The organism is Roseateles microcysteis (assembly GCF_036880965.1).
Lineage (GTDB): Bacteria > Pseudomonadota > Gammaproteobacteria > Burkholderiales > Burkholderiaceae_C > JAUASW01.
Map to the genome: position 1 here is coordinate 1 of NZ_JBAJMV010000008.1, position 25305 is coordinate 25305.

Consider the following 25305-nt stretch of genomic DNA (forward strand, 5'->3'; position numbering starts at 1 on the left):
CGGCAACCGAGCTGCACCAAGCCGCGCCGCAAAGAGAACTGCGGCCTTGGCAATCAGCTGAGCGCTGCTCACGCGCAAAACGAACCATCCTCACTTGGACTCCCGGCAGCCTGATGCACAACGATGAAGCTAACCGGACCGAGGCGGCCTGCCGCCGCGGGTCCGGTTGAGCGGCTGGTTGTGCAGAGCCACTTCGAAGCATCGGCCCCTGCGAACGCCAGATGCTAAACGGAGCAACACCCACGTGGAAGAAGGCTGAGGCGACAGGCTGGTTCTTGACCATGCGGACCGCCGCGCCAAAAGAAGCGAATGCCGCCCGACCTCGGCCACACGGCCACGACGCTTGGCGCCACGCGGAGCTGCGGCGGGCAACGAACTGCGCCCGTCCGTGCCACGAGGAGAACTCGTACCTCCGCAAGCAGCCCACTGCTTCTGACGCGAACGACGAACCATCCTCACTTGCTCTACCGGCAGCCTGCTGCACAACGTTGAAGCTGAGCCGCGAGCGGCGGCCTGCCGACGCGAGTCGGCTCGAGCGACAGGTTAGGCGTCGGCGCGATACCGCTATTCGCTGCGTGGGTGAGCTCGAAATGGTATTCGTTTGGCCCAATTGCATCCCACAAACGCATGCTCACGATGTAGCTTGCATCCAGCTTCCACTTCTCGTCGACGCACGGAGCTAGCTTGAACATGGAAGCAATGGCGACCCCGTTTCGGAAGATCGCGGCCGTCGGCACTTGGCTAAGCCCGCCGCACCGATTCTTCAAATGAATCGAGAAGACAACCCTATACGTGGCGCTCCGAAGGCGACAAACCTTCTCGATAGTGGCCATTGACCCCGCCCTCGATGTCTTTTCTAGCTGGAGCCAGTCAATGGCGTTCATTTCCGAGATTCGTCGCCTCGGGCTGCTGTACTCGTCGACGTCTATTGCGATCACGTCGTTCTTGGGGTGGCATCCATACAAGACCGTAAGGGGCGGGTCGGGAAGACTCGCAACGCAGGGCATTGAGTGGACAGCAATCATGCAAGCAAGGGCCAGTTTCTTCATGACGCCTAACGTTGAAGCTGAGCCGCGAGCGGCGGCTTGCCGACGCGAGTCGGCTCGAGCGACTGGTTAGAAGTCCCGGTTGCAAAAGGCAGATTCATTGCGCGGGGCGAAACCACCAGTAGACGACCAAGAGTGCGAACGGGATGCCAAGTCCAACAGCAACGCCGATCAGTGTTTGACGCGGAGTTAGCCCGCGTGGAGAACCGGCGCCACTCAGGCTTGATTCTTTCCGCCCCACAAGAGCGATCAATTGGTATGTCACCGCGAGCGCCACAAGTGCTTTCAGGGCTCCAACCCAGCTACCGTGACGATACGCAGAGACGGCGAGACCGACGATAAGAATAAGGCCGATGAGACCGATGAGAATTTTTATTGCGGTACGGATCATTGGCGCGATGTAAATCCAGGACTTCTAACGTTGAAGCTGAGCCGCGAGCGGAGGCTTGCCGACGCGAGTCGGCTCGAGCGACAGGTTAGACATCGGGCGCGCCTCCACTGACAGAGGCGCCAAGCTCGGCCAGAAGTTCACCAGAAGTGTTCACCCACCGCGTCGAACTGGTGACCTGCAGAGTTGTACCGAACTCATCCGCTAGCGTGCGCACCAGGTGCTGCAGAAGTTCTGCATGCGCCCAACGCTCTGGCTCGGATGCATAAAACACCTTCTGGCCCGGATCCCATCGGAGACCATTGGCCGAGCGATAGATCAGCTCGTAGCCTTCATCGCCGACCAACTCAGGCCGCACAAGGAGTCGCCAAGGTTGCTCGAGCGTGACTTCTTCGATCCGTCGCAGCGGCACAGATTTACTCTCCTGATGTCTAACGATGAAGGTAAGGGGCGGCCCACGGCGGCACGGCCCGCGCAAGGCGGACCACCGGCGCCCGCCGTGGGACGTCCCACTTGACCGGCAGGTTGTGCATAGCCAGGTCGAAGGCACGGCCGCTGCAAGCGCCAAGCGCTAGACGAAGCAACACCCACGTGGCGAACGCCCGAGGCGGCTGGCTGGCTGCCGAACATACGAACCGCCGCGCCATGAGAAAGGACTGCCGACCGACCTTGGCCACAAGGCCACGACGACTGGCGCCACTTGGACCAGCCGCGGCGATCGAGCTGCGCGAGGCCGCGCCACAAAGAGAACTGCTGCCTTCGCAATCGGCTGAACGGCTCCCACGCGCAAGACGAACCATCCTCACTTGGCCTCCCGGCAGCCAGATGCACAACGGTGAAGGTAAGGGGCGGCCCACGGCGGCACGGCCTGCGCGAGACGGACAACCGGCGCCCGCCGTGGGACGTCCCACTTGACCGGCAGGTTGTGCAGAGCCACTTCGAAGCATCGGCCGCTGCGAGCGCCAGATGCTAGCCGGAGCCACACCCACGTGGCAGACGGCTGAGGCGACAGGCTGGTTCTTGAACATGCGGGCCGCCCGCGCCAAGAGAAGCGATGAACGCCCGACTTGGCCACACGGCCACGAGTGCTGGCGCTACGCGGCGCAGCGACGGCGATCGAGGAGCGCCAAACCGCGCCACCAGGAGAATTTGTGCCTCCGCAAACGGCCCACTGGCTCTGGCGCGAACGACGGACCATCCTCACTTGCTCTCCAAGCTGCCTGATGCACAACGTTGAAGCTGAGCCGCGAGCGGCGGCATGCCGACGCGAGTCGGCTCGAGCGACTGGTTAGGCCGCATTCTTCGCTTTGCTAGCAGCGGTCGACTTGTTCACTGCTATGGCGGCCTGAATGAGTGCCTTCAATGCATCCTCGTCAAGACTACAACCTGCGGGGAAGTCGATTGCCCGCCGCACGTTCCCATCGAGACTCGAGTTGAACAAGTTCGCAGGATCTCTGACAGAAGCGCCTTTCGGAAAGGTGAGCTTGACAGCATTCTTGTAGCTTTCGCCAGTGCAAATGATGCCGTGGCAGGCCCAAACGGGAGTGTTCCACTTCCACTCCTCCGTAATTCCTGCATCGGCGCTCCTAATCACGCGCCTCAGGCGAGACAGCAGTTCGCCTCGCCAATCTTGAAGTTCCCCGATTCGGGCGTCAATCAGCTCGGATGCTGGCTTTGCAGCGTCTTCAACCGGTGTGGTCTTAGGAAATCTCTTAGCCGGAGCGGAAGAGTTCTTGGGCGCTGTCATGTGTGGCTCCCGTAGATTGTGCTTTTCATGGCGTGACGGCTTTGCGGCCTAACGTTGAAGCTGAGCCGCGAGCGGCGGCCTGCCGACGCGAGTCGGCTCGAGCGACTGGTTAGGGCGCATTCTCGCGAGATTCATGGCTCCTGTTCCCTGCCTAGTTCGGCCAAAATTTCCGCGTGCATTCGATCGGCCGCCTCGTTCTCGGCACGCCACGCCGGAGAGCTCGAGAAGACTTCCTTGGCCTCGCCGAGCCCGACCTTCTGCACTTCGTGAATTGCCTTAATCGCCTCAACCGGGGTCACAGCGTGCAAGCGCAAAGCAGATAGCGCGCCTTCGAGGCTTTCGCCACGACGAAGTGCCTGTCTCAGGAGGTCGGCGGCATTCTGCATTTGCGCTCTAACGTTGAAGCTGAGCAGCGAACGGCGGCTTGCCGACGTGAGTCGGCTCGAGCGACTGGTTAGGCGTCGGATTAAAGGCGAGGGTAGCAAACTGACTTGCCCTCTTCGGCGATATACGTCCCCTCGCGAAGCAGATCGAGAATTGCATCAATGCCCTCCGGTGCGGCTTCTGGCAAGAGTGCCGCTATTACGTTGCGAAGAGTCGCGATTCCCTTCGGCCGCTTGTTCCCACGCTTCTGCAGATTCTCAAGTACTGTGCCGAGGTGCTCCGCCGCATAGTCTGACGCCTCGGCACTCGCCCCTCCTGCAGCAGGCGCCACAGTTCCAGCCTGGCGCGGGCAGGTGAAGCCGCCCTTGTGGCGAAGGACAGCGCGAAACTTTTCCTTCACGGACAGATTTCCTAGTGCAGCATTCACCGTCTTGCAGCAAACGACACAGTTCTCGTCTAGCTTCTCGCCGCCGTTTGATAGTGCGTCCAGATGCTCGACGCTAGCTTCACCCTCGGGAATTTGAAGATCGCAGAAGAAGCACCGATTCCCCTGCAAAAAGAGTAGCCGTTGAAGTTGTTTCATTCGGTGAGACGCCTAACGTTGAAGCTGAGCCGCGAGCGGCGGCTTGCCGACGCGAGTCGGCTCGAGCGACTGGTTAGGCGTACCCGCGCCGAGAAGCGACCTCATGGCCTTGCAGCTACGGCGCACCAAAGTCGACCGCCCACTATGCATAGACAGCCTCAACATGTGGATTGTCTCGAATGATCTCTTCGAAGATCTCCCGATCTGTCTCGGCCAATGCTTGGCAGGACTTCCATCCACGGAGCACCAGGCGGAACTCGTCTTCGTCTGGCCAAGATAGATAGTCGTTGAACGCATCCCAGCTTCGCCCGTTCCACTCACCGCCAGCAAGGCGGATGAATGATGAATTAAAGGCGCTGGCGAAGGCCGCGATGTCTTCGATTCCACCAAGCTCAACGATGAACTCCGCCTTGTCTCTCATAGGTACGCCTAACGTTGAAGCTGAGCCGCGAGCGGCGGCTTGCCGACGCGAGTCGGCTCGAGCGACAGGTTAGGTGCTCGCATTGGTGACATTCGTTTAATGCCGCCTTTGACGCTTCTTAACTTCACGATCGACTTTGGTCCAAAACTGAGCACCGAACTTGGCATCGATTGCCTTCTTCATTTCCTGGTCGTAGGCGCTCCAATAAGGTGTCCATATGCAGTCGACCATGTCGCTTCCAGAGGATTTCAATTCCGCTTCAATTCCGTGGTTTCGAAGGACCTGGACGCGCGCCTTAGCTTCTTCAAGCTGAGTCAATGTTGCCGGAAGTGGTGCGTACTCGTAATAGACGTTGACGTGAAGCTTTCCCTCTCGGATTTGATGCTGCGCCACGCGAACACCTCTTTCAAAATAGTCGTTTTGGTGCTTGCAAGAATCATAGAGACGAACGGTGAATGAGTCCGCGAACAAGGCAGCAGACGACAGCATGGATGCAGCCAAGACGAGCAGCGTTCGCATGTACTTCATGAGCACCTAACGTTCGAGCTAACCGGCCCGCGACGGCAGGACACCGAAGGGCCAGAATGAAATCAGGCCCGCAGGCGGCATGCCGTTGCGGGTCCGGTTGAGCGACCGGTTAGACCTCATAGCTCTCCGCTGGCACTAGCCCAATGATGAATTCTTCAAACGAATCTGCAACCCGCAGATCTTCGCCGCACTCAACGTCGATCCATGAAACTGCAGGGGCAGAACCTGATCGGTAATCTAACGTAATCCAGTAGTGCCCGTCGCCAGATAGCAATACCTGCTTCGGCGGTAAGCCCCACTCAGCTCTCATGGCTTCTGAGTGCAGCAGATTCTGGGGCGTCCCTGCCGCAGCGCCTATAACTATCCCGGCAAGGTCGTCAAGCGGGACATGATCGTCAGACCAAGTCGTTCGCTCGGTCATTGGATGCGCAAAGCCCTTTGTGTACCCGCCGTTCTGTATTCGAAGTAGGTCCACAAGAAGGACCGGGAGTTTCACACCCAGCATGGCCTCTGCGAAAGCAACCATTTCGTCCGTCAGCGGCGGATGGTTGTAGTAATTGGTTCCCCAAAAATCGCGAAGATCGACTGGCATAGGCTGAGGCCTAACCTTGTTATCGGGCGACACCAACGCGGCGTAACTCGTGCGCGTGCGCCCTAACTCTTTGGTTCGTGTTCTGGCGAGACTGGCTTGTATGTTGCTGATGGCTTGCGTATGCTGTATTCATATACAGTGTATCCGTGGGGTGGGAAGCGGCTTGGTACCGGAATGGGGTGTAAGGCGCTGTCTACTCCTTTGGATGTTAGTAATTGCTGGGGATTGGAGCTTCGGATGCAGGATTCGTCAACAACGAGAACCCGCCCTGCTAGCGCTCCAGCGCGGCTACCGCCCCTGCAGTCTGAGCGGCTTCTTGACCAGCTTCGTGAGCGCATACGGTTCCTGCACTACAGCCCCCGTACCGAGCAGGCGTACGTGCACTGGTGCAAGACATTCGTGCGCTTTCATGGCCTGAAGCATCCAAGAGACCTCGGGCAGGCTGAAGTGGAGGCGTTCCTGTCATGGCTCGCGTCAGACAGGCACGTCGCGCCGTCCACGCACAAGCAGGCCTTGTCGGCGCTTGTCTTCCTCTATTGCAAGGTGCTGGGCCTTCAGCTGCCGTGGCTCGCAAAGATCGGGCGGCCACAGTCAAAACGCAAGCTGCCAATGGTCTTGACCCCGGGTGACATCGTTCAGGTGCTGCGCTGGCTGGACGAAGACTACCGCTTGTTTGCACAGCTGCTGTACGGAACAGGCCTGCGGCTGACCGAGGGCCTGCAGCTCCGGGTGAAAGACCTGGACTTCGACCACGGCGCCATCATTGTTCGCGAGGGCAAAGGCGGGAAGGACCGCGTGGTGATGCTGCCTGCCAGCCTGGTCCAGCCGCTGAAGCTTCAGCTGCAACATGCCCGCGAGCTCTGGCTTGCCGATCAGACCGATGGCAAGGCTGGGGTCTACATGCCCGATGCGCTCGAAAGAAAGTACCCACGCGCCGGATCGTCATGGAACTGGTTCTGGGTGTTTCCGCAGGACAAGCACTCGGTTGACCCGCGCAGTGGCGTCGTACGCCGGCACCACATGTTTGACCAGGGTTTTCAACGGGCGTTCAAGCGAGCACTTGAGCGCTCCAATATTGGCAAGCCAGCAACCCCTCACACGCTGCGCCATTCGTTCGCAACTCATCTGCTGCAGGCCGGCTATGACATTCGAACCGTGCAAGACCTGCTCGGCCATGCAGACGTTGCCACGACCATGATCTACACGCACGTGCTGAAGCTGGGCGGTGGAGCGGTCAAGAGCCCGGTGGATTTGCTGAGCTTGAACATGAACATGAACTTGGACATGAACACGAACCTTCAGCCCCGAGGTCGAGATCGGGGTCGAGATCGGGGCCGAGATGAAGCTCGGAGTCCAGACCGGGAGACGTTGGCAATGGCGGTGCGCCGCCCTCCGTGGGCAGCGCAGAGCTGAACCGGGCCGGGCCGGGCTGGGCTGGGCTGGGCTGGGCTGGGCGACAGATGGTGGCGGCACCCAGAGAGGCCATCAACGCCTCATGCGTCGCCGTAAACTACCGGGCCTCTGGCCTTCCAGCTCCGGCGCAAACAACTCCATCACCCGCAGCTCCGCCCCGCAGCGGCTGAACACCGAGTTGCGCGACCAGAGCATTTGAGAGGACGCTTGCGTGCCGGTGGCCACCAACCATTGCCGTTGCATATGCCTTCTCGTGTGCCCTGAGCGAGACAGCCTGCGCGGCTGCAGCTCACTGCGGCGCACGCGCTTGTCGTGATACAGCAGGTCAGCCAAGGGGCGATGCCCCAAGCCCTTGAGCGCACGCCAGGGCCCTGCCAGTGCGACTTGATGCAAGGCTGAACGAGCCCATATCAAGGGCCGCCCATCGACGCGCAGGATCACTTCGCGCACCAGCGTCAGCCCGCGGCGCGGCAATCCCAGCGCACGCCGTTCCAGCTGGCGCAAGGGCGCAATGCGCTGGCTCAAGACCTGGACCTCGAAGCCTTGTTGGCCCAGGCGGGCCAGGCGCCTGCTCAAGGAGCCCGGCGCACGCAACCAGTCGCGCAGGCTCGCACGGCTTGCAATGCCCATGGTGATTGTCTAGTTAGTAGGTCCGCGGGAGGGAGGGAGGGAGGGAGAAGCGGAGCTTCGACCAACCTGGTCTGGACTGGCCGGACGGGCAGTCAATGCTTGCCCGTGCCGCTTGCCGCAGCTCCTCCGAACTCGTCACCCAACTCCACGGCCCGTCGCTGCGCCGCCTTCACTGCGCGCTGGATCGCGGCACCCACACCGTCAGTCTCCATGCTGGTGATGGCCGCGTACGTCGTGCCGCCCTTGGAGGTCACGCGCTCGCGCAGCACCGTCGGCGTTTCCTGGGACTGCATGCCCAGCGCGGCGGCACCGCCACAAGTGGCCAGTGCCAGCTCGCGGGCCTGCCCGGCCGGCAAGCCCATCTCGACGCCGGCCGCCATCATGGCTTCGACCATGTAGAAGAAATACGCCGGGCCCGAACCCGACAGCGCGGTCACCGCGTCCAGGTCGGCTTCTGCCGCCACCCAGAGGCTGCGGCCGGTGGGGGCCAGCACGGCTTCGACCAGCTGCCGGTCCGCCGCACTGACCGCTGCGCTGGCAAACAGGCCGGCGATACCCTGGCCGATCAGGGCCGGCGTGTTGGGCATGGCGCGCACCACGCGTGCGCTGCCGGTGGCCTGGCTGATGGCTTCGCTGCGGATGCCAGCCATCACCGACAGGTGCAGCGAGGTATCCGAGCCCTGCACTGGCGCCGCCGCTTCGCCAAACATCTGCGGCTTGACGGCCCAGACCACCAGGTCGGCCTCGCCAAGGCTGCTGTCCGCCTGCGCCACAACCGCCACGCCGGGGAAATCCTGCCGCAGCTTGTCGCGCTGCGGCGCATAGGGCTCGACCACGGCCAGCCGGGCCGCCTCATGGCCGCTGCGCAGCAGGCCTCCGATGATGGCGCTGGCCATGTTGCCACCGCCGATGAAGGCAATGCGAAGTGCGGGCGAAGACGCGGGCGTCTGTTGAGGGCTGCTGCTCATGATGGGCGGAAGTCTAATCGCCGCCAGCCCCGTGCCCGCCTTCAGTGCACGCCTGCCAGCAGCGCCGCATTGCCGCCCGCCGCTGCCGTGTTGATCGTCAGCGTCTGCTCGGCCGCGAAGCGGTAGAGCTGGCGCGGGTCGGCGGCTTCGCCAGCGCTGATCAGGGGCAGGATAGCGCCCGAGCGCTCGGACAGGGCCCGCTGCACGGCGCGGCGCTGGCCGCTGTTCGCGGCGGCCACGCAGACACCCGCGAGCAGGGGCGATTGCAGCAAGGCGCGCTCGGCATCGATGGCAAAGAGCTGCAGGGCCGCGCCCGGCAGGCCCGCTTGCTGCAGAGCCTTGCGCAGGCCTTGCGCGGCGTCCGCATCGTCGGCGCCCAGCAGGGCCACGCTGTTGCCGGCCACCAGGGCCGCGCCCACCGCGGCGCCGATCTCGGCCGGGCTGGCCCCGGCTGCCAGCACCGCGATCACGCCGCGGCCATGCAGGCGTAGCTCGTTGCTTTCGCCGGTGGGGCCGGGCAGTTCTCGGCTCGCCAGCACGGCCGGCGCGTCTTGCGCCAGGCGGCGCAGCGCGGCAGCTTCGCCGGCGGCGCCCAGCGCTTCGGCGGTGCGGCCCAGCAAGGCGGCGCGCGCTTCCAGGGCCACATCGCCCCAGACGGCCTGCGCCTGGGCGAGCGCGCCGAGTTCGGCGCTGGCGGCTCCGTCAGCCAGCGCTGTGGCTGCGGCTGCAGGCGCTGCCTGCGTCGGCGCGCAGAAGCGCCACAGATAGTTCGGGCCGCCGGCCTTGGGGCCGGTGCCGCTCAGGCCTTCGCCGCCGAAGGGCTGCACGCCCACCACCGCGCCGATGATGTTGCGGTTCACGTAGACATTGCCGATCTTGGCGGCCTCCGCCAGGCGCAGCGCGCGGCTGTCGATGCGGGTCTGGATGCCCAGCGTCAGGCCGTAGCCCAGTGCGTTGATCTCCTGCACCACGGCGTCCACATCGCCACCCCAGCGCACCACGTGCAGCACCGGGCCGAAGATCTCGGCGCCCAGCTCCTTGATGCTCTGCAGCTCGAAGGCCACGGGCATCACCAGGCGCGGCACGGCGTCGTGCGCGCGCGCCTCGACGATCAGCCGAGCCTCCTTCTTCAGGCGCGCCACATGGCGCTGGATGTTCTCAAAAGCCTCGTCGTCGATTACCGGGCCGACGTCGGTGGCCAGCTCGGCCGGCTGGCCCACCCACAGCTCCTGCACGGCGCCCTTGATCATCTCGATCAGGTTGTCGGCAATGCTCTCATGCACGCACAGCAGGCGCAGCGCCGAGCAGCGCTGGCCGGCCGAGCGGAAGGCGCTCTGCACCACGGCGTCCACCACCTGCTCGGGCAGCGCGGTGGAGTCCACCACCATGGCGTTGATGCCGCCGGTTTCGGCGATCAGCGGGACGATCTCGCCGTCCTTCTTTGACAGCGTGCGGTTGATGATTTGCGCCACCTGGGTGGAGCCGGTGAAGCAGACACCGGCCGTCTGCTCGGCAGCCACGAGGCCGGCACCCACGGTTTCGCCGGGGCCGTGCAGCAGCGCCAGCGCATCGGCAGGCACGCCGGCGGCATGTAGGAGCTCGACCATCTTCAGCGCCACAAAAGGCGTCTGCTCGGCCGGCTTGGCCGCGACCGTGTTGCCGGCCACCAGGGCCGCCACCACCTGGCCGGCAAAGATCGCCAGCGGGAAGTTCCAGGGGCTGATGCAGACGAAGACGCCGCGGCCTTGCATCGCAATGCCATGAGATTCGGCTTCGTCCGCGTAATAGCGCAGGAAGTCGACCGCCTCGCGCACTTCCGCGATGCAGTCGCCCTGGGTCTTGTGCGCCTCCTTGACCAGCAGCGCGCAGAACTCGGCCAGGCGGGCGTCGAGCGCATCGGCGGCACGGCGCAGGATCGCAGCGCGCTCGGCCACCGGTTTGGCGTTCCAGCCGGCAAAGCCCCCTTGCAAGAGCTGCATCGCGGCGCTGACCTGCTCCGGGGTGGCCTCGGTCACGGGCAAGACCTGGCCCTCGGCCAGTGCGTTCATCAGCGGCTCGCGCTGCTGCAGGCAGGTGAGGTCTGCACCGGTGGAGTTGGCGCGGCCATGGCCGACGCGGTCGCGGTAGAGGTCCACCGGCAGCGGCAGGGCCGTGTGCTGCTGGATCAGCTCCAGCGGCGAGGCCAGCAGCTCCTCGGGGCGCACCTGCGGATCAGCCAGTTGATGGACGAAGGACGAGTTCGCGCCGTTCTCCAGCAGCCGGCGCACCAGATAGGCCAGCAGGTCGCGGTGCTCGCCCACCGGTGCGTAGACGCGGCAGGGAATCGTGCCGTCCTTCAGGACCTCGCGGTACACACCCTCGCCCATGCCGTGCAGGCGCTGCATCTCGAACTCGGCGCCCGCCGCGCGGGCCATCTGCACGATGGCGGCGATGGTGCCGGCGTTGTGGCTGGCGAACTGCGGATAGATCACGTCGGCATGCGCAATCAGCGCCTGCGCGCAGGCCAGATAGCTCACGTCGGTGTGCTGCTTGTGCGTGAACACCGGATAGGCCGGCAAGCCCTGCTCCTGGGCACGCTTGATCTCGCCGTCCCAGTACGCGCCCTTCACCAGGCGCACCATGAAGCGCAGGCCGTGCTTGCGGGCAATGGCCGCCACTTCGTGGACCACCTGCAGCGAACGGGTCTGGTAGGCCTGCACCGCCAGGCCAAAGCCACGCCAGCGCGGGAAGCTGGCAGCGATGCGCTCGGCCAGCGAGTCCAGGAGTTCCAGCGAGAGCTCGAGGCGGTCCACCTCTTCGGCATCGATGGTCAGGTTGATGTTGGCGCTGGCGGCGCGCTCGACCAGCTGCCAGACGCGTGGCAGCAGCTCGGCATAGACGCGCTCGCGCTGCAGGATCTCGTAGCGGGAGAACAGGGCGCTGAGCTTGATCGAGATGCCGTCCGAGCCCTCCGGGGACTCGGCCTTGCGGCCCGAGGCGATGGCCTCGATGGCGGCCAGGTAGCTGGCCTGGTAGCGGGCCGCGTCATGCTCGGTGCGGGCGCCTTCGCCCAGCATGTCGTAGGAGAAGCGCAATTGAGCCTGCTGCTTGCGGGCCGAGTCGGCCTCGCTCATCGCTTCACGGATATTGCGGCCGAGCACGAACTGGCGGCCCAGCAGTTGGATGGCGCGCACGGTGGCGGCCACGACGGTCTGCGCGCCCAGGCGGGTCAGGAGGCCGCCCGAGCTTTCGGCCTCGGGCAGGAATTTCTTCGACAAGGAGATCGCCGAGGCCGACAGGCTGGCCAGCATCTTGTGCGGGCCTTCGGAGTTGCCGTCGAAGTCCGCCCGGCCGAGCTGGTCGGCCGTCAGGGCGATGGCGGTGGGTGCATCGGGCACGCGCAGCAGGGCTTCGGCCAGTCGCATCAGGGCCAGGCCCTCGCTGCTGGTGATCGGGTATTCGCGCAGCAGCGACTCCATGGCCCAGAAGGGCGCCGGGTTGGCGCGCACCTGCTCCACCCAGGGCGCTGCGGTGCGGATCACGGCCGGCCAGTCCAGCTGTTCGTGCAACTGCGCTGCCAGCGCTTCGACGACAGGGCGCTCCGGCCGGTACGGGAAAGGCAGGCGGGCGCGTTCGATCGGAAGGTTGAAGCTGGTCATCATGGGCTCCTGGCGGCAGGCTAGCGAAGAGCAGCACTTTAAAAGCGCTTCTGATGAATTAAATTCCGAGTCTTGCCAATGATCTAGCCGAAAATCCAGCATGACCCCTTCAGACGACGACACCGGCCAGCGCGGGCTGGACAAGATCGACGCCCGCATTCTGCGCGTGCTGCAGGCCGATGGGCGGATTTCCAACCTGAAGCTCGCTGAAAGCGTCCACCTCTCGCCGACGGCCGTGCTGGAGCGGGTCAAGCGCCTGACCCGCGACGGCTACATCCTCGGCTACGAGGCCCGGCTCAACCCGGCCAAGCTCGGCGCGGCCATGCTGGTCTTCATCGAGATCCTGCTGGACCGCACGGTGCAGGACGTGATGGACAACTTCAAGGCCGCGGTCCAGGCCCGGCCCGAGATCCTGGAATGCCATCTGGTGGCCGGTGGCTTTGACTACCTGCTGAAGACCCGGGTGGGCGACATGGCGCATTACCGCGAGTTCATTGGCAGCGTGATCTGGACGCTGCCCGGTGTCCGGGAAACCCGTACTTATGCGGTGATGGAGGAGGTCAAGAACACCACCGCCTTGCCGATCTGACGGCCTGCAGCAAGCCCTTCCCCCATCGGTGGGGAGAGGGGGGATGCCTCCCGGTGGGGGGCCTCCGAGTGATGATGGGGCGAAAGAGCGGGCGCGCCGAACATGCGTCCGTCGTCCTCATCCACCCCTTGCACCCAGGAGCCGCCATGTTCTTCACCGCCCGCCGCCAGCCTCCCGCAGCCATCGCCGCGCCGGTGGCCGTGATCGCCAAGCCTGATGCGCTGGACGCTGCGAAGGACGACCGCGCCGGCTGCGGCTGGTTCGACTCCTCGTTCGAGCTGAGCCGGGGGCTGGAGGTGAGTGACGCGCCAGCGGGCGTGGATTTCGACCTCTGGCTGCTGGCCTTTGACGTGGCCTCGGCCAAGGCGCACTGAGCCTGGCGTTCGCTCAGAGGTCGAAGAAGACGGTCTCTCCCTCGCCCTGCAGCCGGATGTCGAAGCGGTAGCTGCCAGGGCCCTGGAGGCGGGCGATCAGGGTCGAGCGGCGGACAGCCGGCTCGATGCGATTCAAGACCGGGTCGGCGGCATTGGCCGCCACCTCATCCTCGAAGTAGAGGCGGGTGTGCAGGCCCAGGTTGATGCCGCGCGCCAGGATGAAAACGCTGATGAAGGCCATCTGCGGCTTGATCGTCTCGAAGCGGAACAGCCCCGTGTCAGTCGCCGCCGCACTGCGGCCCCAGGCGCTGAAGGCCAGGTCGGTCTGCCAGATTTCCACCAGCACATCGGTCAGGGGTGCGCCCTCGCCGTCGAGCACCTGACCTTCGATGACGATGCGCTCACCCGGCGTGTCGTCGGTCCAGAGCCGGGGCCCGGCTGTCGCGCGTCCGAATGGGCTGGCCAGGCCGGCCGCCTCGGGCAGCAGGCCGATGTGGACGAAGGGGCCGGCGGTCTGGGAGGCGGTTTCGCGGCGCGTCATGCATGCGCTCCCGGCGCTTCGAACAAGGTGGCACGTCGGCCGCGCAGGGTGATGTCCCAGCGGTAGGCGCGGCTGTCCATGGCCTCGTCGGCACCGAAGTCGGCATGGGCGATCAGGCCGCGGATCTGCTCCTCGTCCGCAATGCTGTGGACGATCGGGCAGCGCGCGATCAGCGGGTCGCCCTCGAAATACATCTGCGTCACCAGGCGCTGCGCCCAGCCCTCGCCATTCAGGGCGAAATGGATGTGGGCCGGCCGCCATTCGGCACGGTGGTTGGGCCAGGGATAGGCGCCGGGGCGGATGGTGCGGAAGAAGTAGTAGCCCTGGGCGTCCGTCATCAGGCGGCCGCAGCCGCTGAAGTTCGGGTCCAGCGGCGCCTTGTACTGGTCGCGCGGGTGGCGGTAGTGGCCGCCGGCATTGGCCTGCCAGACCTCGATCAAGGCGTTGGGCACCGGCCGGCCCAGTTCATCGCGCACATGGCCGTGGACCAGCAGCCGCTCGCCAATGGCCGGGCCGGCCTGCGCGCTGTTGAGTATCAGGTCGTGGTCCAGCGCCCCCAGGTCTTCGCGGCGAAAGCGCGGGGCAGCCAGCTGGCAGTTCAACGGGACCAGCGCCTGCTGGGGCGAACGCAAGATGCTGGACCGATAGCCCGGCGCCAGGGCCGGCGGATGCGCATCCAGGTCGCGTGGCAGGAAGGGCGGGCATTCATCCATGGGCCCAGCATGCCAAGCCGCGCGGCCGCCAGCAAGGCGGTGGACTACCAGTGCCTAACAATGCCTACCAATGCTTGAAAGGATGGGCGGCCAGATTGGAATTGAAATAGCGTGCGTCTTGCGTCACTTCCTCGCCCAGCCAGGGGGGCCGCTCGAAGGCCTGCGCCTCATCGCTCAGTTCGATTTCGGCCACGACGAGGCCGGCGTTGTCGCCAAGGAATTCGTCGACCTCCCACAGCATGCCGGCATGGCGCACCCGGTGGCGGAACTTGTCCACCAGCGGGCCATCGCAGAGCTTGAGCAATTGCTCGCCATCGGCGAACGCAATCTCGTACTCGAACTCGGCCCGGCTCGCGCCCACCGAGCGCCCCTTGATCGTCAGCCAGGCCTGCGCGCCGACGCAGCGCACGCGCACCGTGCGGGCGGGGTCGCGGGAGAGATAGCCCTGGCTGTAGCGCCGGGCGTCCGTTTGCCGCCAGCCCTCGCCGGTGACCAGGAATTTGCGTTCGATCTCGATAGCCATCAGCGCGTCAAGGGTTGCCCGGACAGGTGGACGGCCATGCCCGGGTAGTCAGGTCGCACGCGATGCTCGCCGTAACAGAGCAGGTGCAAGACGGCAGGCGGGCGGCGAGCCCAGCTGGCCCAGGCCAGAGGCGTGTCGCCGTGGGCGTCTCGTGCCTCGACATGGGCGCCGGCATCGAGCAGCAATTGCAGCGTGTCCGGCGTGCCGACCAGGGCAGCGCGGTGCAGGGCGGTCTCGCCGCGCGTGCGGGCATCGCGCATGAAGCCGCCGGTCGGCTGGTCGGGCATCGTCACGGCGCGCACATCGGCGCCTGCTTCGAGCAGGACTTGCAGGACCCGGTCGCGGCCGATGCGTTCGTCATGGCAGAGCGCAGCATGCAAGGCGGTCTCGCCGGTATCTGGCAAGGCGTGCTGAACCGGCGCGCCTTGCTCCAGGAGGAACTGGACCAGGCGCCAATGGCCATGAAAGGCCGCGCCATTGAGACCGAGGTCATCGCCCAGTTCCGAGAGGGCCTGGCCGCGGTCCATCAGGATTCGCAGCGCGCTCACATCGCCGTAGTAGGCACACCATTGCAGCAGGCTCGCGCCATCGATCCGGGCATCGGCCGAGCCGCCATCGGCCAGCCGGTCCAGGATCAGGTCGGTGCGGCCGTTGGCAATGCGCTGCAGCAGTCGGGTCGGGTCCATGGCGCGATTGTGGCCGCGCCCCGGCCTTCAAGCCAGCAGTTCAGGCCAGCTGCAGGCGGCGCCTTGTTTCGCTGCGCGGCAGCTCGACGGCCGGTGCCATGAAGTCTTCCGCCGGCGCCGGGCGGCCGTAGAACCATCCCTGGGCCCAGTCGCAACCTTCGCGGCGCAGCCATTCGGCCTGCTCGGCGGTTTCCACGCCCTCGGCCAGCACGTCCAGGCCCAGGCTGCGCGCCAGCACGATGACAGTGCGCGCAATGGCCGCCACGTTGGCATCGCTGCTCAGCTCGGAAACGAAGCTGCGGTCGATCTTCAAGGTCTGGATCGGCATGCGCTTGAGGTAGCTGAGCGAGGAGTAGCCGGTGCCGAAGTCGTCGATGGCCACGCGCACGCCGCGCTGGGTGAGGCGGGTCATCAGTTCGATGGCGCCTTCCGCGTCTTCCAGCAGCAGGCTTTCGGTCACTTCCAGCTCCAGGGCCTGCGGCGGGCAGCCGGTGTCCAGCAGGATCTGCTCCACCGTGTCGGCAAAGTCGCTCTGGCGCATCTGGCGCGCCGAGACGTTCACCGCCACCTGCTGCGGCTTGCCGGGCTGGCCTTGCCAGCGAGCGGCCTGTGCGCAAGCCTGCTCGAGCACCCAGCGGCCGATCGGGATGATCAAGCCGGTGTCTTCGGCCAGCGGAATGAACTCGGCCGGCGAGATCGGGCCGCGGGTCGGGTGGCGCCAGCGCAGCAGCGCTTCCGCACCGATCAGCGCGCCATCGGAGAGGCGCACCTGCGGCTGGTATTCGAGGCGGAACTGCGCGGCCTCGTTGGCCTGGCGCAGCGCATGCGTCAGTTCGAAGCGTTGCTGGACGACGCGGGTCAGCTCGGGCCGGTAGGCCTGCACCGTGTTGCGGGCATTGGCCTTGGCGCGGCACATGGCGGCCTCGGCATTGCGCAGCAGCGAGTCGACCGTTTCACCGTCGGTCGGGAACAGGGCCAGGCCGATGCTGGCGCCCAGGTTGAAGTTCTGGTTGCCGACCGTGATCGGCTCGCCCATGGACTGGATCAGGCGGTCGCCCAGGCGCATCGCGGTTTCTTCATCCACCAGGCCAGAGAGGACGATGACGAATTCGTCGGCACCGACGCGCGCCACCGAATCGCTGGCCCGCACCACGTTGACGAAGCGCTCGGCCGTCTCGCGCAGCACGGCGTCGCCGGCGCGGTGGCCGGAAATGTCGTTGACCTCGCGGAAGCCGTCCAGGTCGATATAGAGAACCGCCACGCTGGTGTGGTCGCGCTGGGCGATATGGACCTGGCGCTCGATGCGGTCGCGCAGCAGCGCGAGGTTGGGCAGGCCGGTCAGCCGGTCATGCAGGGATTGGTGCAGCAGCTCGGCCTCGGTGGCCTTGATGCGCGAAATATCGGTCAGCACCATCAGGTACTGCTGGGCATTGGTCTCGCTGGCGGGCACCTTCACCAGCGTGGCCCACAGCGGCACGGTGATGCCGTCGTCGCGGCGGTCCAGCAGCTCGCCGCTCCACTTGCCTTCGGTGTCGACCTTGGTCCAGAGCTCGTCCTGCAGATCGGCATCCAGCGCGATGGCGCGCAGCATCTCGGGCGCGCGGCCCAGCAGTTGCTCACGGGCACGACCGCTGATGCGGCAGGCCGCCGGGTTCAGGTCGATCACGTTCAACTCGGCATCCATGACGAGGATGCCCTCGCCGCAATGCTCGAAGACGGTGGCGGCACGGCGGGCGCTTTCCATTGCCTCCTGCTGCACGGTCACGTCGCGGGCCACGCCGACCAGGCCCAGGTATTCATGGTCGTCGAACACCGGCGCCTGCAGCACGTCCAGGCAGGCGCGGCTGCCGTCCGGACGCTCGACCCAGCTCAGCGAGCGCTGCACGCTCTCGCGGCTGCCGCTCATCGCGCGGGTCCAACCCGGCTGCAGCGGCAGCTCCTCATCACGGCGACCGTGCAGCTGGGCATGGCTCAGGCCGGTGAGGCTGGCAAACGCGGGGTTGTTGCCGTCATAGGCGTCGGCGGCATCCTTGAAGAAGACCGGATCGGGGATTGCATTGAGCAGGGCGGCCAGGCGGGTGCGCTCGCTGCGCACCCGGCGCAGCGCGTCGCGGCGCGCCTTCAGGCGCACACGCTGCCAGCGCACCAGGCCCAGGCCCAGCACCATGCCCAGCAGTCCCAGCAGGCCGAACACCACAAGCCAGGTTTCCGGGCGACCCAGCAGCGCGAACGGCCCGGCGGCCTTGTTGGCATGCGCCTGCACGCAGGCGGGCATCCATGCCAGCCAGCTCAGCAGGGCCCAGCGGCCCGGGTGACTCTTGGTCAAGTTCATCGGTTTGGCGACCTATATCGGCACCAGGGTCCTGGTAGTGACCCGGCGGTTGGTGGTCAGCGCCCTGGTACGGCGGGGCGTCCCTCGTTGTTTTCTACGACTTGGCCGGAGTGTGGCGGCACGGCTCTCCAGCGCCCACGGGTTTTCCCATGAGGTGCAACAACCAGGGTCAGCAATACCTCACGGTTTGCCGGAAAGCGTGCGGCAGGGCTGGCCAGCGCCAGCCCATGGGCGATCAGCGCCCGGCTTTGTGCCGCAGGTTCAAAGGGCCAGCGCCAGCTTGCTGCCCTGCAGGATGGCGCGCTTGGCGTCGAGCTCGCCGGCCTCCAGCGCGCCGCCGATCAGGTGCACCCGCAGGCCCGCCGCGCGCAGCGGCTCTTCCAGCTCGCGCAGCGGCTCCTGGCCGGCGCACAGCACGATGCTGTCGGCCGGGATCAGCTCCAGGTCCCGGCGCTGCTCGCCCTGGCTGACCCACAGGCCTTCGGCCGTGATGCGCTCGTAGTTGACGCCGCCCACCATCTCGACCCGCTTCATCTTCAGTGCGGCCCGATGGATCCACCCGGTCGTCTTGCCCAGGCCGGCGCCGAGCTTGCCGCTCTTGCGCTGCAGCAGCGTGATCTGCCGCGCCGGGTCTGACGGCGCCGGGCGCACCACGCCGCCGCGCACTTCGGCCGGGTCCGCCACGCCCCATTCGCGCCGCCAGGCCTGTGCATCCAGCGCCAGTGAATGGCCTTCATCGACCAGGAACTCGGCCACGTCGAAGCCGATGCCGCCGGCGCCGACGATGGCCACGCGGCGGCCCACCGGCTTGCGCTTGAGCAGCACGTCGATATAGCTGAGCACCAGGTCCGGGTGATCGTCCTGGCCCGGGATGCGCGGGTTGCGCGGGCTCACGCCGGTGGCCAGCAGCACCTCGTCGAAGCCCTTCAGGTCTTCCACACCGACACGGCGATTGAGCTGCAGCTGCACGCCGGTCACCTCGATGCGGCGGCGGAAGTAGCGCAGCGTCTCGCTGAATTCTTCCTTGCCGGGAATGCGCCGGGCCAGGTTGAACTGGCCGCCGATCTCGGCCGCCGAGTCGAACAGATGTACCTCATGGCCACGCTCGGCCAGCAACGTGGACGCGGCCAGCCCGGCCGGCCCGGCGCCGACCACGGCGATCTTCTTGCGCGGCGTGCGCGTGGCGGCAATCGGCACGATGGCGAGCTCGCGCTCATAGGCCGCCCGAGGGTTCACCAGGCAGGTCGAGATCTTTTGCGCAAAGGTGTGGTCCAGGCAGGCCTGGTTGCAGGCGATGCAGGTGTTGATCTCGTCGACCCGGTTCTCGCGCGCCTTGCGCACGAAGTCGGGGTCGGCCAGGAAAGGCCGAGCCATGCTGACCATGTCGGCCGCGCCCTCGGCCAGCACGTTCTCGGCGACCTCGGGCATGTTGATGCGATTGCTGGTGATCAGCGGGATGTTGATGCCCTCGGCCCGCAATTGCGTGCGCAGTTTCTGCGTCACCCAGGCAAAGCCGGCGCGCGGCACCGAGGTGGCAATCGTGGGCACCCGGGCTTCGTGCCAGCCGATGCCGGTATTGATGAGGGTGGCGCCGCCCTTGGCCACGCGGCGCGCCAGCTCGACAACCTCGTCCCAGCTGCTGCCGTCGGGCAGCAGGTCCAGCATGGAGAGGCGGTAGATGATGATGAAATCCGGCCCCACCGCCTCACGCATGCGCGCGAGGATTTCCAGCGGCAGGCGCATCCGGTTCTCGTAGGAGCCGCCCCAGCCATCGGTACGCTGGTTGGTGTGGTTCACCAGGAACTGGTTGATGAAGTAGCCCTCTGAGCCCATCACCTCCACGCCGTCATAGCCGGCCTCACGGGCCAGCCTGGCACAGCGGATGAAGGCCCGGATCTGGCGCTCGATGCCGCGCTCGGACAGTTCCCGGGGCGTGAACGGCGAGATCGGCGACTGGATGCGCGAGGGCGCGACGCAGAAGGGGTGGTAGCCGTAGCGGCCGGTGTGCAGGATCTGCAGGGCGATCTTGCCGCCCTCGGCATGCACCGCGTCGGTGATGATCTTGTGCCGCCGGGCCGCCCCGGAGGTGGCCAGCGTGCCGGCAAAGGGCTTGGCCCAGCCCTCGATATTCGGCGCGAAGCCGCCGGTGACGATCAGCCCCACCTCGCCCCGGGCGCGTTCGGCGAAGAACACCGCCATGCGCTCGAAATGCTTGCGGCCGTCTTCCAGGCCGGTGTGCATGCTGCCCATCAGCACCCGGTTCTTCAGGGTGGTGAATCCCAGATCCAGGGGCTCGAGCAAGCGGGGAAAGGACATCGCGGACTCCCAAATATGCGCCGGCCATGCTAGCTCGGCTTTACCTGCCGAAACCTGGGGAGACCGCTCTATGCTTTACAGTCCCACAAATTGCGACGCGGGCCAGACACGGTGGCCGTGTCCAATCGCGACCATATTTTTCAGGAGAGAGTGCGATGCGCTTTGGAAGTTTGGCCACACTCGTGGCCCTTATCGGCAGCAGCCTGCTGGCCGCCTGCGGTGGCGGTGGCGGCGGCAGCAGCAGCAGCACGGCGCAGGTCCGTTTGCTCAACGCCAGCGTGGGCTACAGCTCGCTGGACTACGCGATCACCAGCAGCAGCAGCAAGCTCAACACCGGCGTGGCCTATGCCGCAGCCGGCAGCTACGGCGACATCAACACGGGCGACACGGCCAGCCAGGTGCAAGCCAATGGCACCGGCACCACGCTCGCGTCGCTCACCCCCACCCTGACCGGTGGCAAGAAGTACAGCATCATCGCCTACGGCTGGTCGGGCGCTCTGCGCACAACCCTGCTGGAAGAAGAAGTCGAGGCCCCGACGGCCGCCGGCACCGCCAAGCTGCTGGTGCTGAACCTGGCCGCTGACGCTGGCTCCGTGGACGTCTACCTGACGGCAGCCGCCGACAGCCTGGACAACGCCTCGCCCACCGCCAGCACGGTCAACGGCGGTGCCAGCAGCGGCTATGTGTCGCTGAACAGCGGCACCTTCCGCGTGCGCGTCACCGGCGCGGGCAACCGCAACGACGTGCGCCTGGACATCCCGGCCATCACCCTGGAAGCGCTCAAGGTGCACAGCCTGGTCCTCACCCCGACGCAAGGCGGCGTGCTGGTCAACGGCATCTTCATGCAGCAGCAAGGCAACCCGACCAACTACGCCAGCACGATCGCACGCGCTCGTGTCGTCGCAGCGGTTGGCAACAATGCCACCGTGTCTGCCACCACCGGCGCCAAGACCCTGCTGCAAAGCTCGGTGGCACCGACCATCGGTGACTACCAGGCCCTGACCGCCGGTGCCAATGGCATCAACGTCACGGTGAATGGCGTGGCCATGCCGGTGTCCAACGTGAACCTGGCGGCTGGCGGCGACTACACGCTGATGGTCTACGGCGACGCGGCTGCACCCCAGCTGATCAACCTGAGCGACGACAACCGCCTGCCGACGACCGCTGGCACGGCCAAGATGCGCCTGGTCAACGGCCTGGCCACTTCGGCTGCCGGCCTGACCATGACGCTGGACTTCAGCGCCATCGCCAGCAACATCCTGCCGGGTGCCACGTCCAGCGTGCTGAGCGTGCCGGCCAGCACCAGCTCGCAGCTGGCGGTCACCTCGCCGATCGCGGCCGACCCGGTCTACTCCGTCACCGGCCTGACCGTGCTGCAAGGCGGCGTCTACACCGTCTTCGTGATGGGTGGCGGCACCACCAAGCCGCAAGGCGCGCTGCGTCGCGAACGCTGATCTGACACCTCGGGGCGTGCTGCCCCGACAACACAGAACAAAGCCCCGTGCTCCTGAAGCCCGGGGCTTTTTTTGATTCTTCACCGATTCCCGGGGATGTCCCTTTGCGGCAAGTTGCGGCCGTTCGTGTTCTGGTGTTTGGATTGGTCGAAGAGCAGGCCGCCAGCGGGCATGTGCCTCGACACAGGCGACGGGCGGTGCGGATCAGGACGGTTGGGCGCTCTGTGGAGTGAGGTAGAGGAGGAGGCCGAAGGCCGGGGGACACGAACGCAACAGAGTGCCCAAGCGGCCTGATCTTCGAGCCATCATGAAAGACGGCTACGTGCCGCTTGGCGACTTCCACGCAGATCGGCGAGCAAGCTTTTTGCCCGGCTGTGTGCGCCGGGGCGCAGCCACCGATCAGGGCAGCACACGCAGCTCCACGAGGCTCGAGCCATTGCGCAGCCCGGGCCCGAACTGGACGTGGAAGCCGCCCAGGTCGAGGCTGCCGATGGCTTCAAGGCCCTGCTCGACGCTCTCGCGGCTGAGGGGCTGTCGGGCCCGGCGCAGGCCCTCGGCCATGACGCGCGCGGCCAGATAGCCCTCCAGGCTGATCGAGTCGAACTGCTTGTCGCCAACGTCCCGCATCGCCTGCTGGTACTCGGCGACCACGGGAATGCTGCGGTCCTCCGGATCTGGAACCACCTGGGCAATGGTCAGGCCCTTGGAATGGACCTTGCCCAGCGCGCTGCGCAGCTGCTCCAGGCCGGCAAAGGACAACGTGTAGAAGCGCCCGCCAAAGCCGTTCTCGCGGGCACCACGGACGAAGGCGGCCGTGCTGGCATAGGTGCTGACCATGAAGATCGCATCGGCCGGCGTGCCCGTGCTCAGCGCTGCCGCTTCGGCATCCACCTGGGCGGTATTGCGCTTGACGGTGGCCGTGGCGAGGATCTTGATGCCCACGGCCGTGGCCGCCGAACGCATGGCCTCCAGGCCGGCACGGCCGAACAGATCGGCCTGGTAGAAGACGTTGAGCGTGCGCACGCCGGAAGCCTTCATGGCCACGGCCAGCTGCCGGGCTTCTTCCTGATAGCTGGCCCGCACATTGAAGATCAGCGGGTTGTAGGGCTCGCGCAGCACGTCGGCGCCGGTGTATGCGCCAACGAGGGGCAGCTTCCAGCGCCGCACGTACGGCAGGGCCATATTGCTGGTGGGCGTGCCGACATAGCCGAACAGGGCCAGCACGCGCGGGTCTTCGACCAGCTTGCGGCTGTTGGCGTTGGCGCGGTCGGCTTCGTAGGCATCGTCGAGCAGGTCGACGACCAGCCGCGAGCCGGCGATGCCGCCTTGCTGGTTCAGGTGAGTGAAATAGGCGGCGGCACCGGCATGGAAGCGCTGGCCCAGGCCGGCGGCCGGGCCGCTGAGCGCCGCCGAGCTGCCGATGCGGATCTCATGCGCCGAAACCGCCAGTGCGGCGGCAGCGCATAGCAGCGCGGCGAGCAGTCGGCGAGCAAAGCGAGACTTGCGTGACATCGATCAAGCCCATCAGCCGGTGATCCAGGGAGTCTATGCGCTGCGGCCGCCGGCCCGCTGCGCATCTGGCGCGCCGGAACCGCGCAAAATTCACGCACGCTGCCTTTCAGACGTGTGCTGTTCGACAGCACTTGAGTTTCGTCAGCAATCCAAAAGCTCGGGTGCAGAAAATCAGGCGCAGGAGACACCATGCAGCAACAGTCCCTCACCTTTCTGGTTGCCGACGATTTTTCGACGATGCGCCGCATCGTCAGTGGCCTGCTCAAAGAATGTGGCCACACCCAGGTGCTCGAGGCCGAAGATGGCGCGCAGGCGCTCAAGCTGGTCGAAAGCAACCGTGTCGATTTCATCGTCAGCGACTGGAACATGCCCAATATGAACGGGCTGGAGCTGCTCAAGGCGGTGCGTGCCAATACCGAGCTCGCCAAGACACCGGTGCTGTTGATCACGGCCGAGGCACGCAAGGAAAACATCGTCGAAGCGGCCCAGGCCGGCGCCGATGGCTATATCGTCAAGCCCTTCACCGCCGCAACGCTGAACGAGAAGCTGCGCAACATCATGCTCAAGCGCGGCCTGGCCAGCTGAGCCGATCCCATCCACTTCCGAGGTCGTCGTGAGTCAACCCATCCCGCTCCAACCCATCGCCTTTGAACAGCTCGGTCATCTCGCTCGCACCCTTCACGAGGCCCTGCGCGAGTTGGGCTACGACCGCAGCTTGACGCAGGTGACGCGCGAGATCCCGGATGCCCGCGACCGCCTGGTCTACGTGGGCAAGCTGACCGAGGAAGCGGCGCACAAGGTGCTGGAAGCCGTCGAGAAGGGCATGCCCGAATGCGACAGCGTGGCCGCCCGCGGCCGCGAGCTGGCCGAGACCTTGCGCCGCCGCTCCGAAGGCGAGATCAGCGAAGTCATGGCGCGGGCCATGCTGAAGCAGTGTGGCGACTATGCCGAGCGCGCTGCCAATTTCGCCGATGGCCAGAGCACGCTGCTCAGCGACATCATGATGACCCAGACCTACCAGGACCTCTCCGGCCAGGTGATCAAGAAGGTCGTGGACATCATCACCCGCACCGAGGCCCAGCTGCTGGCCATCCTCATCGAAACGTCCAAGGCCGACCCCGAGCATCCGCCCGAGGTCGAACACCTGGCCGGCCCGCAGGTGCCAGACAAGGCCTTCAAGCAGGACGACGTGGACGACCTGCTGGCCAGCATGGGGTTCTGAGGCTGCGCCGGGCGGCGCAGCCTGCCTGGATCACCAGACCTTGCAGCGCTGCGCGTCGGGCTTGACCATCTTCTGGCCCGGCTTGCAGTTGAATGCACGCTCGTACTCGGCCATGTTCACCACCACGCCGTTGATGCGGTAGCGGCCGGGCGAATGCGGGTCGGTCTTGGCCTTGACGCGCAAGGCCTCGGGCCGCGCATCGTTGCAGTCCCACTGCGCGTAGCCGACGAAGAAGCGCTGCTCCGGCGTCAGGCCGTCACGTGAGGCGGGCTTCATGTCGGCGATCTGCGCCTGCCAGGCGGCCCAGGCCAGCACCAGGCCGCCGAGGTCGGCCAGGTCTTCGCCGAGGGTCAGCCGGCTGTTGATCTTGATGTCGTCCACCACCGTGTAGCTGGCGTACTGGTCGGCCACGCAGGCGGCCCGCTTCTCGAAGGCCTGGGCGTCCTTCTTGCCCCACCAGTCCTTCAGATTGCCCTTGGCATCGAACTGCCGGCCCTCGTCGTCGAAGCCGTGCACCATTTCCCACGCAAGTGACATGAAAATGGACACCCTAAGTGATTGATTTCAAATGGTGAATAGAAAGCCTCTGTGTCCATCGAGCCCGCGACGAAATGGACACCGCCCAGTAGCTGTCTCGTAGGTCGACGGTCAACGTGAGGGCCACGTTCACGGCTCCACGGCGTCGCCCAGAGACATTGAGCGGTC

Annotated in this window: 25 protein-coding genes; 6 read left to right on the forward strand and 19 right to left on the reverse strand. The window is 65.8% G+C overall.

Translation table 11 applies throughout. The features are described 5' to 3' along the window. Positions 1–1143: 1143 nt before the first annotated feature. From V3596_RS20695 to V3596_RS20730, 8 genes are all read right to left on the reverse strand, one after another. Positions 1144–1437 (reverse strand): hypothetical protein, encoded by a 294-nt coding sequence (locus V3596_RS20695; RefSeq protein ID WP_334279739.1) that lies wholly within the window; start codon positions 1435–1437, stop codon positions 1144–1146. A gap of 85 nt (positions 1438–1522) precedes the next feature. Continuing rightward, positions 1523–1846: a hypothetical protein gene (locus V3596_RS20700; RefSeq protein ID WP_334279740.1), complete on the reverse strand. Its 324-nt coding sequence runs from the start codon at positions 1844–1846 to the stop codon at positions 1523–1525. An 876-nt stretch (positions 1847–2722) separates the two neighbouring features. After that, positions 2723–3181 (reverse strand): DUF1801 domain-containing protein, encoded by a 459-nt coding sequence (locus V3596_RS20705; RefSeq protein ID WP_334279717.1) that lies wholly within the window; start codon positions 3179–3181, stop codon positions 2723–2725. A 131-nt stretch (positions 3182–3312) separates the two neighbouring features. Continuing rightward, positions 3313–3567: a hypothetical protein gene (locus V3596_RS20710; RefSeq protein ID WP_334279741.1), complete on the reverse strand. Its 255-nt coding sequence runs from the start codon at positions 3565–3567 to the stop codon at positions 3313–3315. An 80-nt stretch (positions 3568–3647) separates the two neighbouring features. Then, entirely contained in the window at positions 3648–4148 is a 501-nt protein-coding gene (locus tag V3596_RS20715) for an HNH endonuclease (protein WP_334279742.1), read from the reverse strand. Positions 4149–4290: 142 nt separating this feature from the next. Next, on the reverse strand, positions 4291–4569 hold the full coding sequence (locus V3596_RS20720; protein WP_334279743.1) for a barstar family protein: 279 nt from the start codon (positions 4567–4569) through the stop codon (positions 4291–4293). A 96-nt stretch (positions 4570–4665) separates the two neighbouring features. Continuing rightward, complete coding sequence (locus tag V3596_RS20725) at positions 4666–5097, reverse strand: hypothetical protein (protein WP_334279744.1); 432 nt, start codon at positions 5095–5097, stop codon at positions 4666–4668. Positions 5098–5206: 109 nt separating this feature from the next. Then, positions 5207–5689, reverse strand: a complete 483-nt coding sequence (locus tag V3596_RS20730) for an SMI1/KNR4 family protein (protein ID WP_334279745.1) — start codon at positions 5687–5689, stop codon at positions 5207–5209. A 237-nt stretch (positions 5690–5926) separates the two neighbouring features. On the opposite strand from V3596_RS20730, the gene V3596_RS20735 reads away from it, so the two are divergent. Beyond that, positions 5927–7102 carry an integron integrase gene (locus tag V3596_RS20735; RefSeq protein WP_465165653.1) on the forward strand — a complete coding sequence of 392 codons (1176 nt, stop codon included), beginning with the start codon at positions 5927–5929 and terminating at the stop codon, positions 7100–7102. 72 nt (positions 7103–7174) lie between these two features. On the opposite strand, the gene V3596_RS20740 is transcribed toward V3596_RS20735, so the two are convergent. The 3 genes from V3596_RS20740 to V3596_RS20750 all read right to left on the reverse strand — a co-directional run bounded on the left by V3596_RS20740 (position 7175) and on the right by V3596_RS20750 (position 12338). Then, a complete protein-coding gene (locus V3596_RS20740; protein WP_334279746.1) occupies positions 7175–7732 on the reverse strand; it encodes a chorismate--pyruvate lyase family protein in 558 nt (185 codons plus the stop codon). 92 nt (positions 7733–7824) lie between these two features. After that, on the reverse strand, positions 7825–8700 hold the full coding sequence (proC, locus tag V3596_RS20745) for a pyrroline-5-carboxylate reductase (RefSeq protein WP_334279747.1): 876 nt from the start codon (positions 8698–8700) through the stop codon (positions 7825–7827). 41 nt (positions 8701–8741) lie between these two features. Continuing rightward, positions 8742–12338, reverse strand: a complete 3597-nt coding sequence (locus V3596_RS20750; protein WP_416384003.1) for an L-glutamate gamma-semialdehyde dehydrogenase — start codon at positions 12336–12338, stop codon at positions 8742–8744. A 100-nt stretch (positions 12339–12438) separates the two neighbouring features. Between V3596_RS20750 and V3596_RS20755 the strand changes: the two genes are divergently transcribed. Both V3596_RS20755 and V3596_RS20760 read left to right on the forward strand, forming a co-directional pair. Beyond that, positions 12439–12927: an Lrp/AsnC ligand binding domain-containing protein gene (locus V3596_RS20755; RefSeq protein WP_334279748.1), complete on the forward strand. Its 489-nt coding sequence runs from the start codon at positions 12439–12441 to the stop codon at positions 12925–12927. A 146-nt stretch (positions 12928–13073) separates the two neighbouring features. Further along, entirely contained in the window at positions 13074–13301 is a 228-nt protein-coding gene (locus tag V3596_RS20760) for a hypothetical protein (RefSeq protein WP_334279749.1), read from the forward strand. A gap of 13 nt (positions 13302–13314) precedes the next feature. On the opposite strand, the gene V3596_RS20765 is transcribed toward V3596_RS20760, so the two are convergent. From V3596_RS20765 to V3596_RS20790, 6 genes are all read right to left on the reverse strand, one after another. Next, the gene (locus V3596_RS20765; protein ID WP_334279750.1) at positions 13315–13842 is read right to left on the reverse strand and encodes a dioxygenase family protein; all 528 of its coding nucleotides are present in this window, start codon (positions 13840–13842) and stop codon (positions 13315–13317) included. Further along, positions 13839–14555, reverse strand: coding sequence for a protocatechuate 3,4-dioxygenase subunit beta (gene pcaH, locus V3596_RS20770; RefSeq protein ID WP_334279751.1), 717 nt, complete (start codon positions 14553–14555; stop codon positions 13839–13841). The genes V3596_RS20765 and pcaH overlap by 4 nt, the downstream gene beginning before the upstream one ends. Positions 14556–14619: 64 nt before the next feature. After that, positions 14620–15078, reverse strand: a complete 459-nt coding sequence (locus V3596_RS20775) for a CYTH domain-containing protein (RefSeq protein WP_334279752.1) — start codon at positions 15076–15078, stop codon at positions 14620–14622. Continuing rightward, the gene (locus tag V3596_RS20780; RefSeq protein WP_334279753.1) at positions 15078–15764 is read right to left on the reverse strand and encodes an ankyrin repeat domain-containing protein; all 687 of its coding nucleotides are present in this window, start codon (positions 15762–15764) and stop codon (positions 15078–15080) included. Before V3596_RS20780 ends, V3596_RS20775 begins: the two co-directional genes overlap by 1 nt. Positions 15765–15804: 40 nt before the next feature. Further along, positions 15805–18096, reverse strand: a complete 2292-nt coding sequence (locus V3596_RS20785; protein WP_334279754.1) for a putative bifunctional diguanylate cyclase/phosphodiesterase — start codon at positions 18094–18096, stop codon at positions 15805–15807. Positions 18097–18357: 261 nt separating this feature from the next. After that, positions 18358–20412, reverse strand: a complete 2055-nt coding sequence (locus tag V3596_RS20790; RefSeq protein WP_334279755.1) for an NADPH-dependent 2,4-dienoyl-CoA reductase — start codon at positions 20410–20412, stop codon at positions 18358–18360. Positions 20413–20567: 155 nt separating this feature from the next. Here V3596_RS20790 and V3596_RS20795 point away from each other — a divergent pair, with 155 nt between their 5' ends. Further along, the gene (locus V3596_RS20795; protein WP_334279756.1) at positions 20568–21866 is read left to right on the forward strand and encodes a DUF4397 domain-containing protein; all 1299 of its coding nucleotides are present in this window, start codon (positions 20568–20570) and stop codon (positions 21864–21866) included. 399 nt (positions 21867–22265) lie between these two features. Here the strand turns inward: V3596_RS20795 and V3596_RS20800 are convergent, their stop codons facing one another. Beyond that, positions 22266–23378 (reverse strand): ABC transporter substrate-binding protein, encoded by a 1113-nt coding sequence (locus V3596_RS20800; RefSeq protein WP_334279757.1) that lies wholly within the window; start codon positions 23376–23378, stop codon positions 22266–22268. Between the two features lie 189 nt (positions 23379–23567). Between V3596_RS20800 and V3596_RS20805 the strand changes: the two genes are divergently transcribed. Beyond that, complete coding sequence (locus V3596_RS20805) at positions 23568–23963, forward strand: response regulator (RefSeq protein ID WP_334279758.1); 396 nt, start codon at positions 23568–23570, stop codon at positions 23961–23963. 28 nt (positions 23964–23991) lie between these two features. Then, complete coding sequence (locus V3596_RS20810; RefSeq protein WP_334279759.1) at positions 23992–24600, forward strand: protein phosphatase CheZ; 609 nt, start codon at positions 23992–23994, stop codon at positions 24598–24600. Positions 24601–24630: 30 nt separating this feature from the next. Here the strand turns inward: V3596_RS20810 and V3596_RS20815 are convergent, their stop codons facing one another. Beyond that, positions 24631–25137, reverse strand: a complete 507-nt coding sequence (locus V3596_RS20815) for a M13-type metalloendopeptidase (RefSeq protein ID WP_334279760.1) — start codon at positions 25135–25137, stop codon at positions 24631–24633. Positions 25138–25305 lie beyond the last annotated feature (168 nt).

What these genes read in the sequence shown, in the direction of transcription:
- V3596_RS20710 (WP_334279741.1), bottom strand. Translation starts at nt 3,567, where the DNA reads ATGCAGAATGCCGCCGACCTCCTGAGACAGGCACTTCGTCGTGGCGAA.
- V3596_RS20805 (WP_334279758.1), top strand. Translation starts at nt 23,568, where the DNA reads ATGCAGCAACAGTCCCTCACCTTTCTGGTTGCCGACGATTTTTCGACG.
- V3596_RS20735 (WP_465165653.1), top strand. Translation starts at nt 5,927, where the DNA reads ATGCAGGATTCGTCAACAACGAGAACCCGCCCTGCTAGCGCTCCAGCG.
- V3596_RS20715 (WP_334279742.1), bottom strand. Translation starts at nt 4,148, where the DNA reads ATGAAACAACTTCAACGGCTACTCTTTTTGCAGGGGAATCGGTGCTTC.
- proC (WP_334279747.1), bottom strand. Translation starts at nt 8,700, where the DNA reads ATGAGCAGCAGCCCTCAACAGACGCCCGCGTCTTCGCCCGCACTTCGC.
- V3596_RS20755 (WP_334279748.1), top strand. Translation starts at nt 12,439, where the DNA reads ATGACCCCTTCAGACGACGACACCGGCCAGCGCGGGCTGGACAAGATC.
- V3596_RS20775 (WP_334279752.1), bottom strand. Translation starts at nt 15,078, where the DNA reads ATGGCTATCGAGATCGAACGCAAATTCCTGGTCACCGGCGAGGGCTGG.
- V3596_RS20815 (WP_334279760.1), bottom strand. Translation starts at nt 25,137, where the DNA reads ATGTCACTTGCGTGGGAAATGGTGCACGGCTTCGACGACGAGGGCCGG.
- V3596_RS20730 (WP_334279745.1), bottom strand. Translation starts at nt 5,689, where the DNA reads ATGCCAGTCGATCTTCGCGATTTTTGGGGAACCAATTACTACAACCAT.
- V3596_RS20785 (WP_334279754.1), bottom strand. Translation starts at nt 18,096, where the DNA reads ATGAACTTGACCAAGAGTCACCCGGGCCGCTGGGCCCTGCTGAGCTGG.
- V3596_RS20790 (WP_334279755.1), bottom strand. Translation starts at nt 20,412, where the DNA reads ATGTCCTTTCCCCGCTTGCTCGAGCCCCTGGATCTGGGATTCACCACC.
- V3596_RS20780 (WP_334279753.1), bottom strand. Translation starts at nt 15,764, where the DNA reads ATGGACCCGACCCGACTGCTGCAGCGCATTGCCAACGGCCGCACCGAC.
- V3596_RS20765 (WP_334279750.1), bottom strand. Translation starts at nt 13,842, where the DNA reads ATGACGCGCCGCGAAACCGCCTCCCAGACCGCCGGCCCCTTCGTCCAC.
- V3596_RS20740 (WP_334279746.1), bottom strand. Translation starts at nt 7,732, where the DNA reads ATGGGCATTGCAAGCCGTGCGAGCCTGCGCGACTGGTTGCGTGCGCCG.
- V3596_RS20760 (WP_334279749.1), top strand. Translation starts at nt 13,074, where the DNA reads ATGTTCTTCACCGCCCGCCGCCAGCCTCCCGCAGCCATCGCCGCGCCG.
- V3596_RS20720 (WP_334279743.1), bottom strand. Translation starts at nt 4,569, where the DNA reads ATGAGAGACAAGGCGGAGTTCATCGTTGAGCTTGGTGGAATCGAAGAC.
- V3596_RS20725 (WP_334279744.1), bottom strand. Translation starts at nt 5,097, where the DNA reads ATGAAGTACATGCGAACGCTGCTCGTCTTGGCTGCATCCATGCTGTCG.
- V3596_RS20750 (WP_416384003.1), bottom strand. Translation starts at nt 12,338, where the DNA reads ATGACCAGCTTCAACCTTCCGATCGAACGCGCCCGCCTGCCTTTCCCG.
- V3596_RS20800 (WP_334279757.1), bottom strand. Translation starts at nt 23,378, where the DNA reads ATGTCACGCAAGTCTCGCTTTGCTCGCCGACTGCTCGCCGCGCTGCTA.
- V3596_RS20705 (WP_334279717.1), bottom strand. Translation starts at nt 3,181, where the DNA reads ATGACAGCGCCCAAGAACTCTTCCGCTCCGGCTAAGAGATTTCCTAAG.
- V3596_RS20695 (WP_334279739.1), bottom strand. Translation starts at nt 1,437, where the DNA reads ATGATCCGTACCGCAATAAAAATTCTCATCGGTCTCATCGGCCTTATT.
- V3596_RS20795 (WP_334279756.1), top strand. Translation starts at nt 20,568, where the DNA reads ATGCGCTTTGGAAGTTTGGCCACACTCGTGGCCCTTATCGGCAGCAGC.
- pcaH (WP_334279751.1), bottom strand. Translation starts at nt 14,555, where the DNA reads ATGGATGAATGCCCGCCCTTCCTGCCACGCGACCTGGATGCGCATCCG.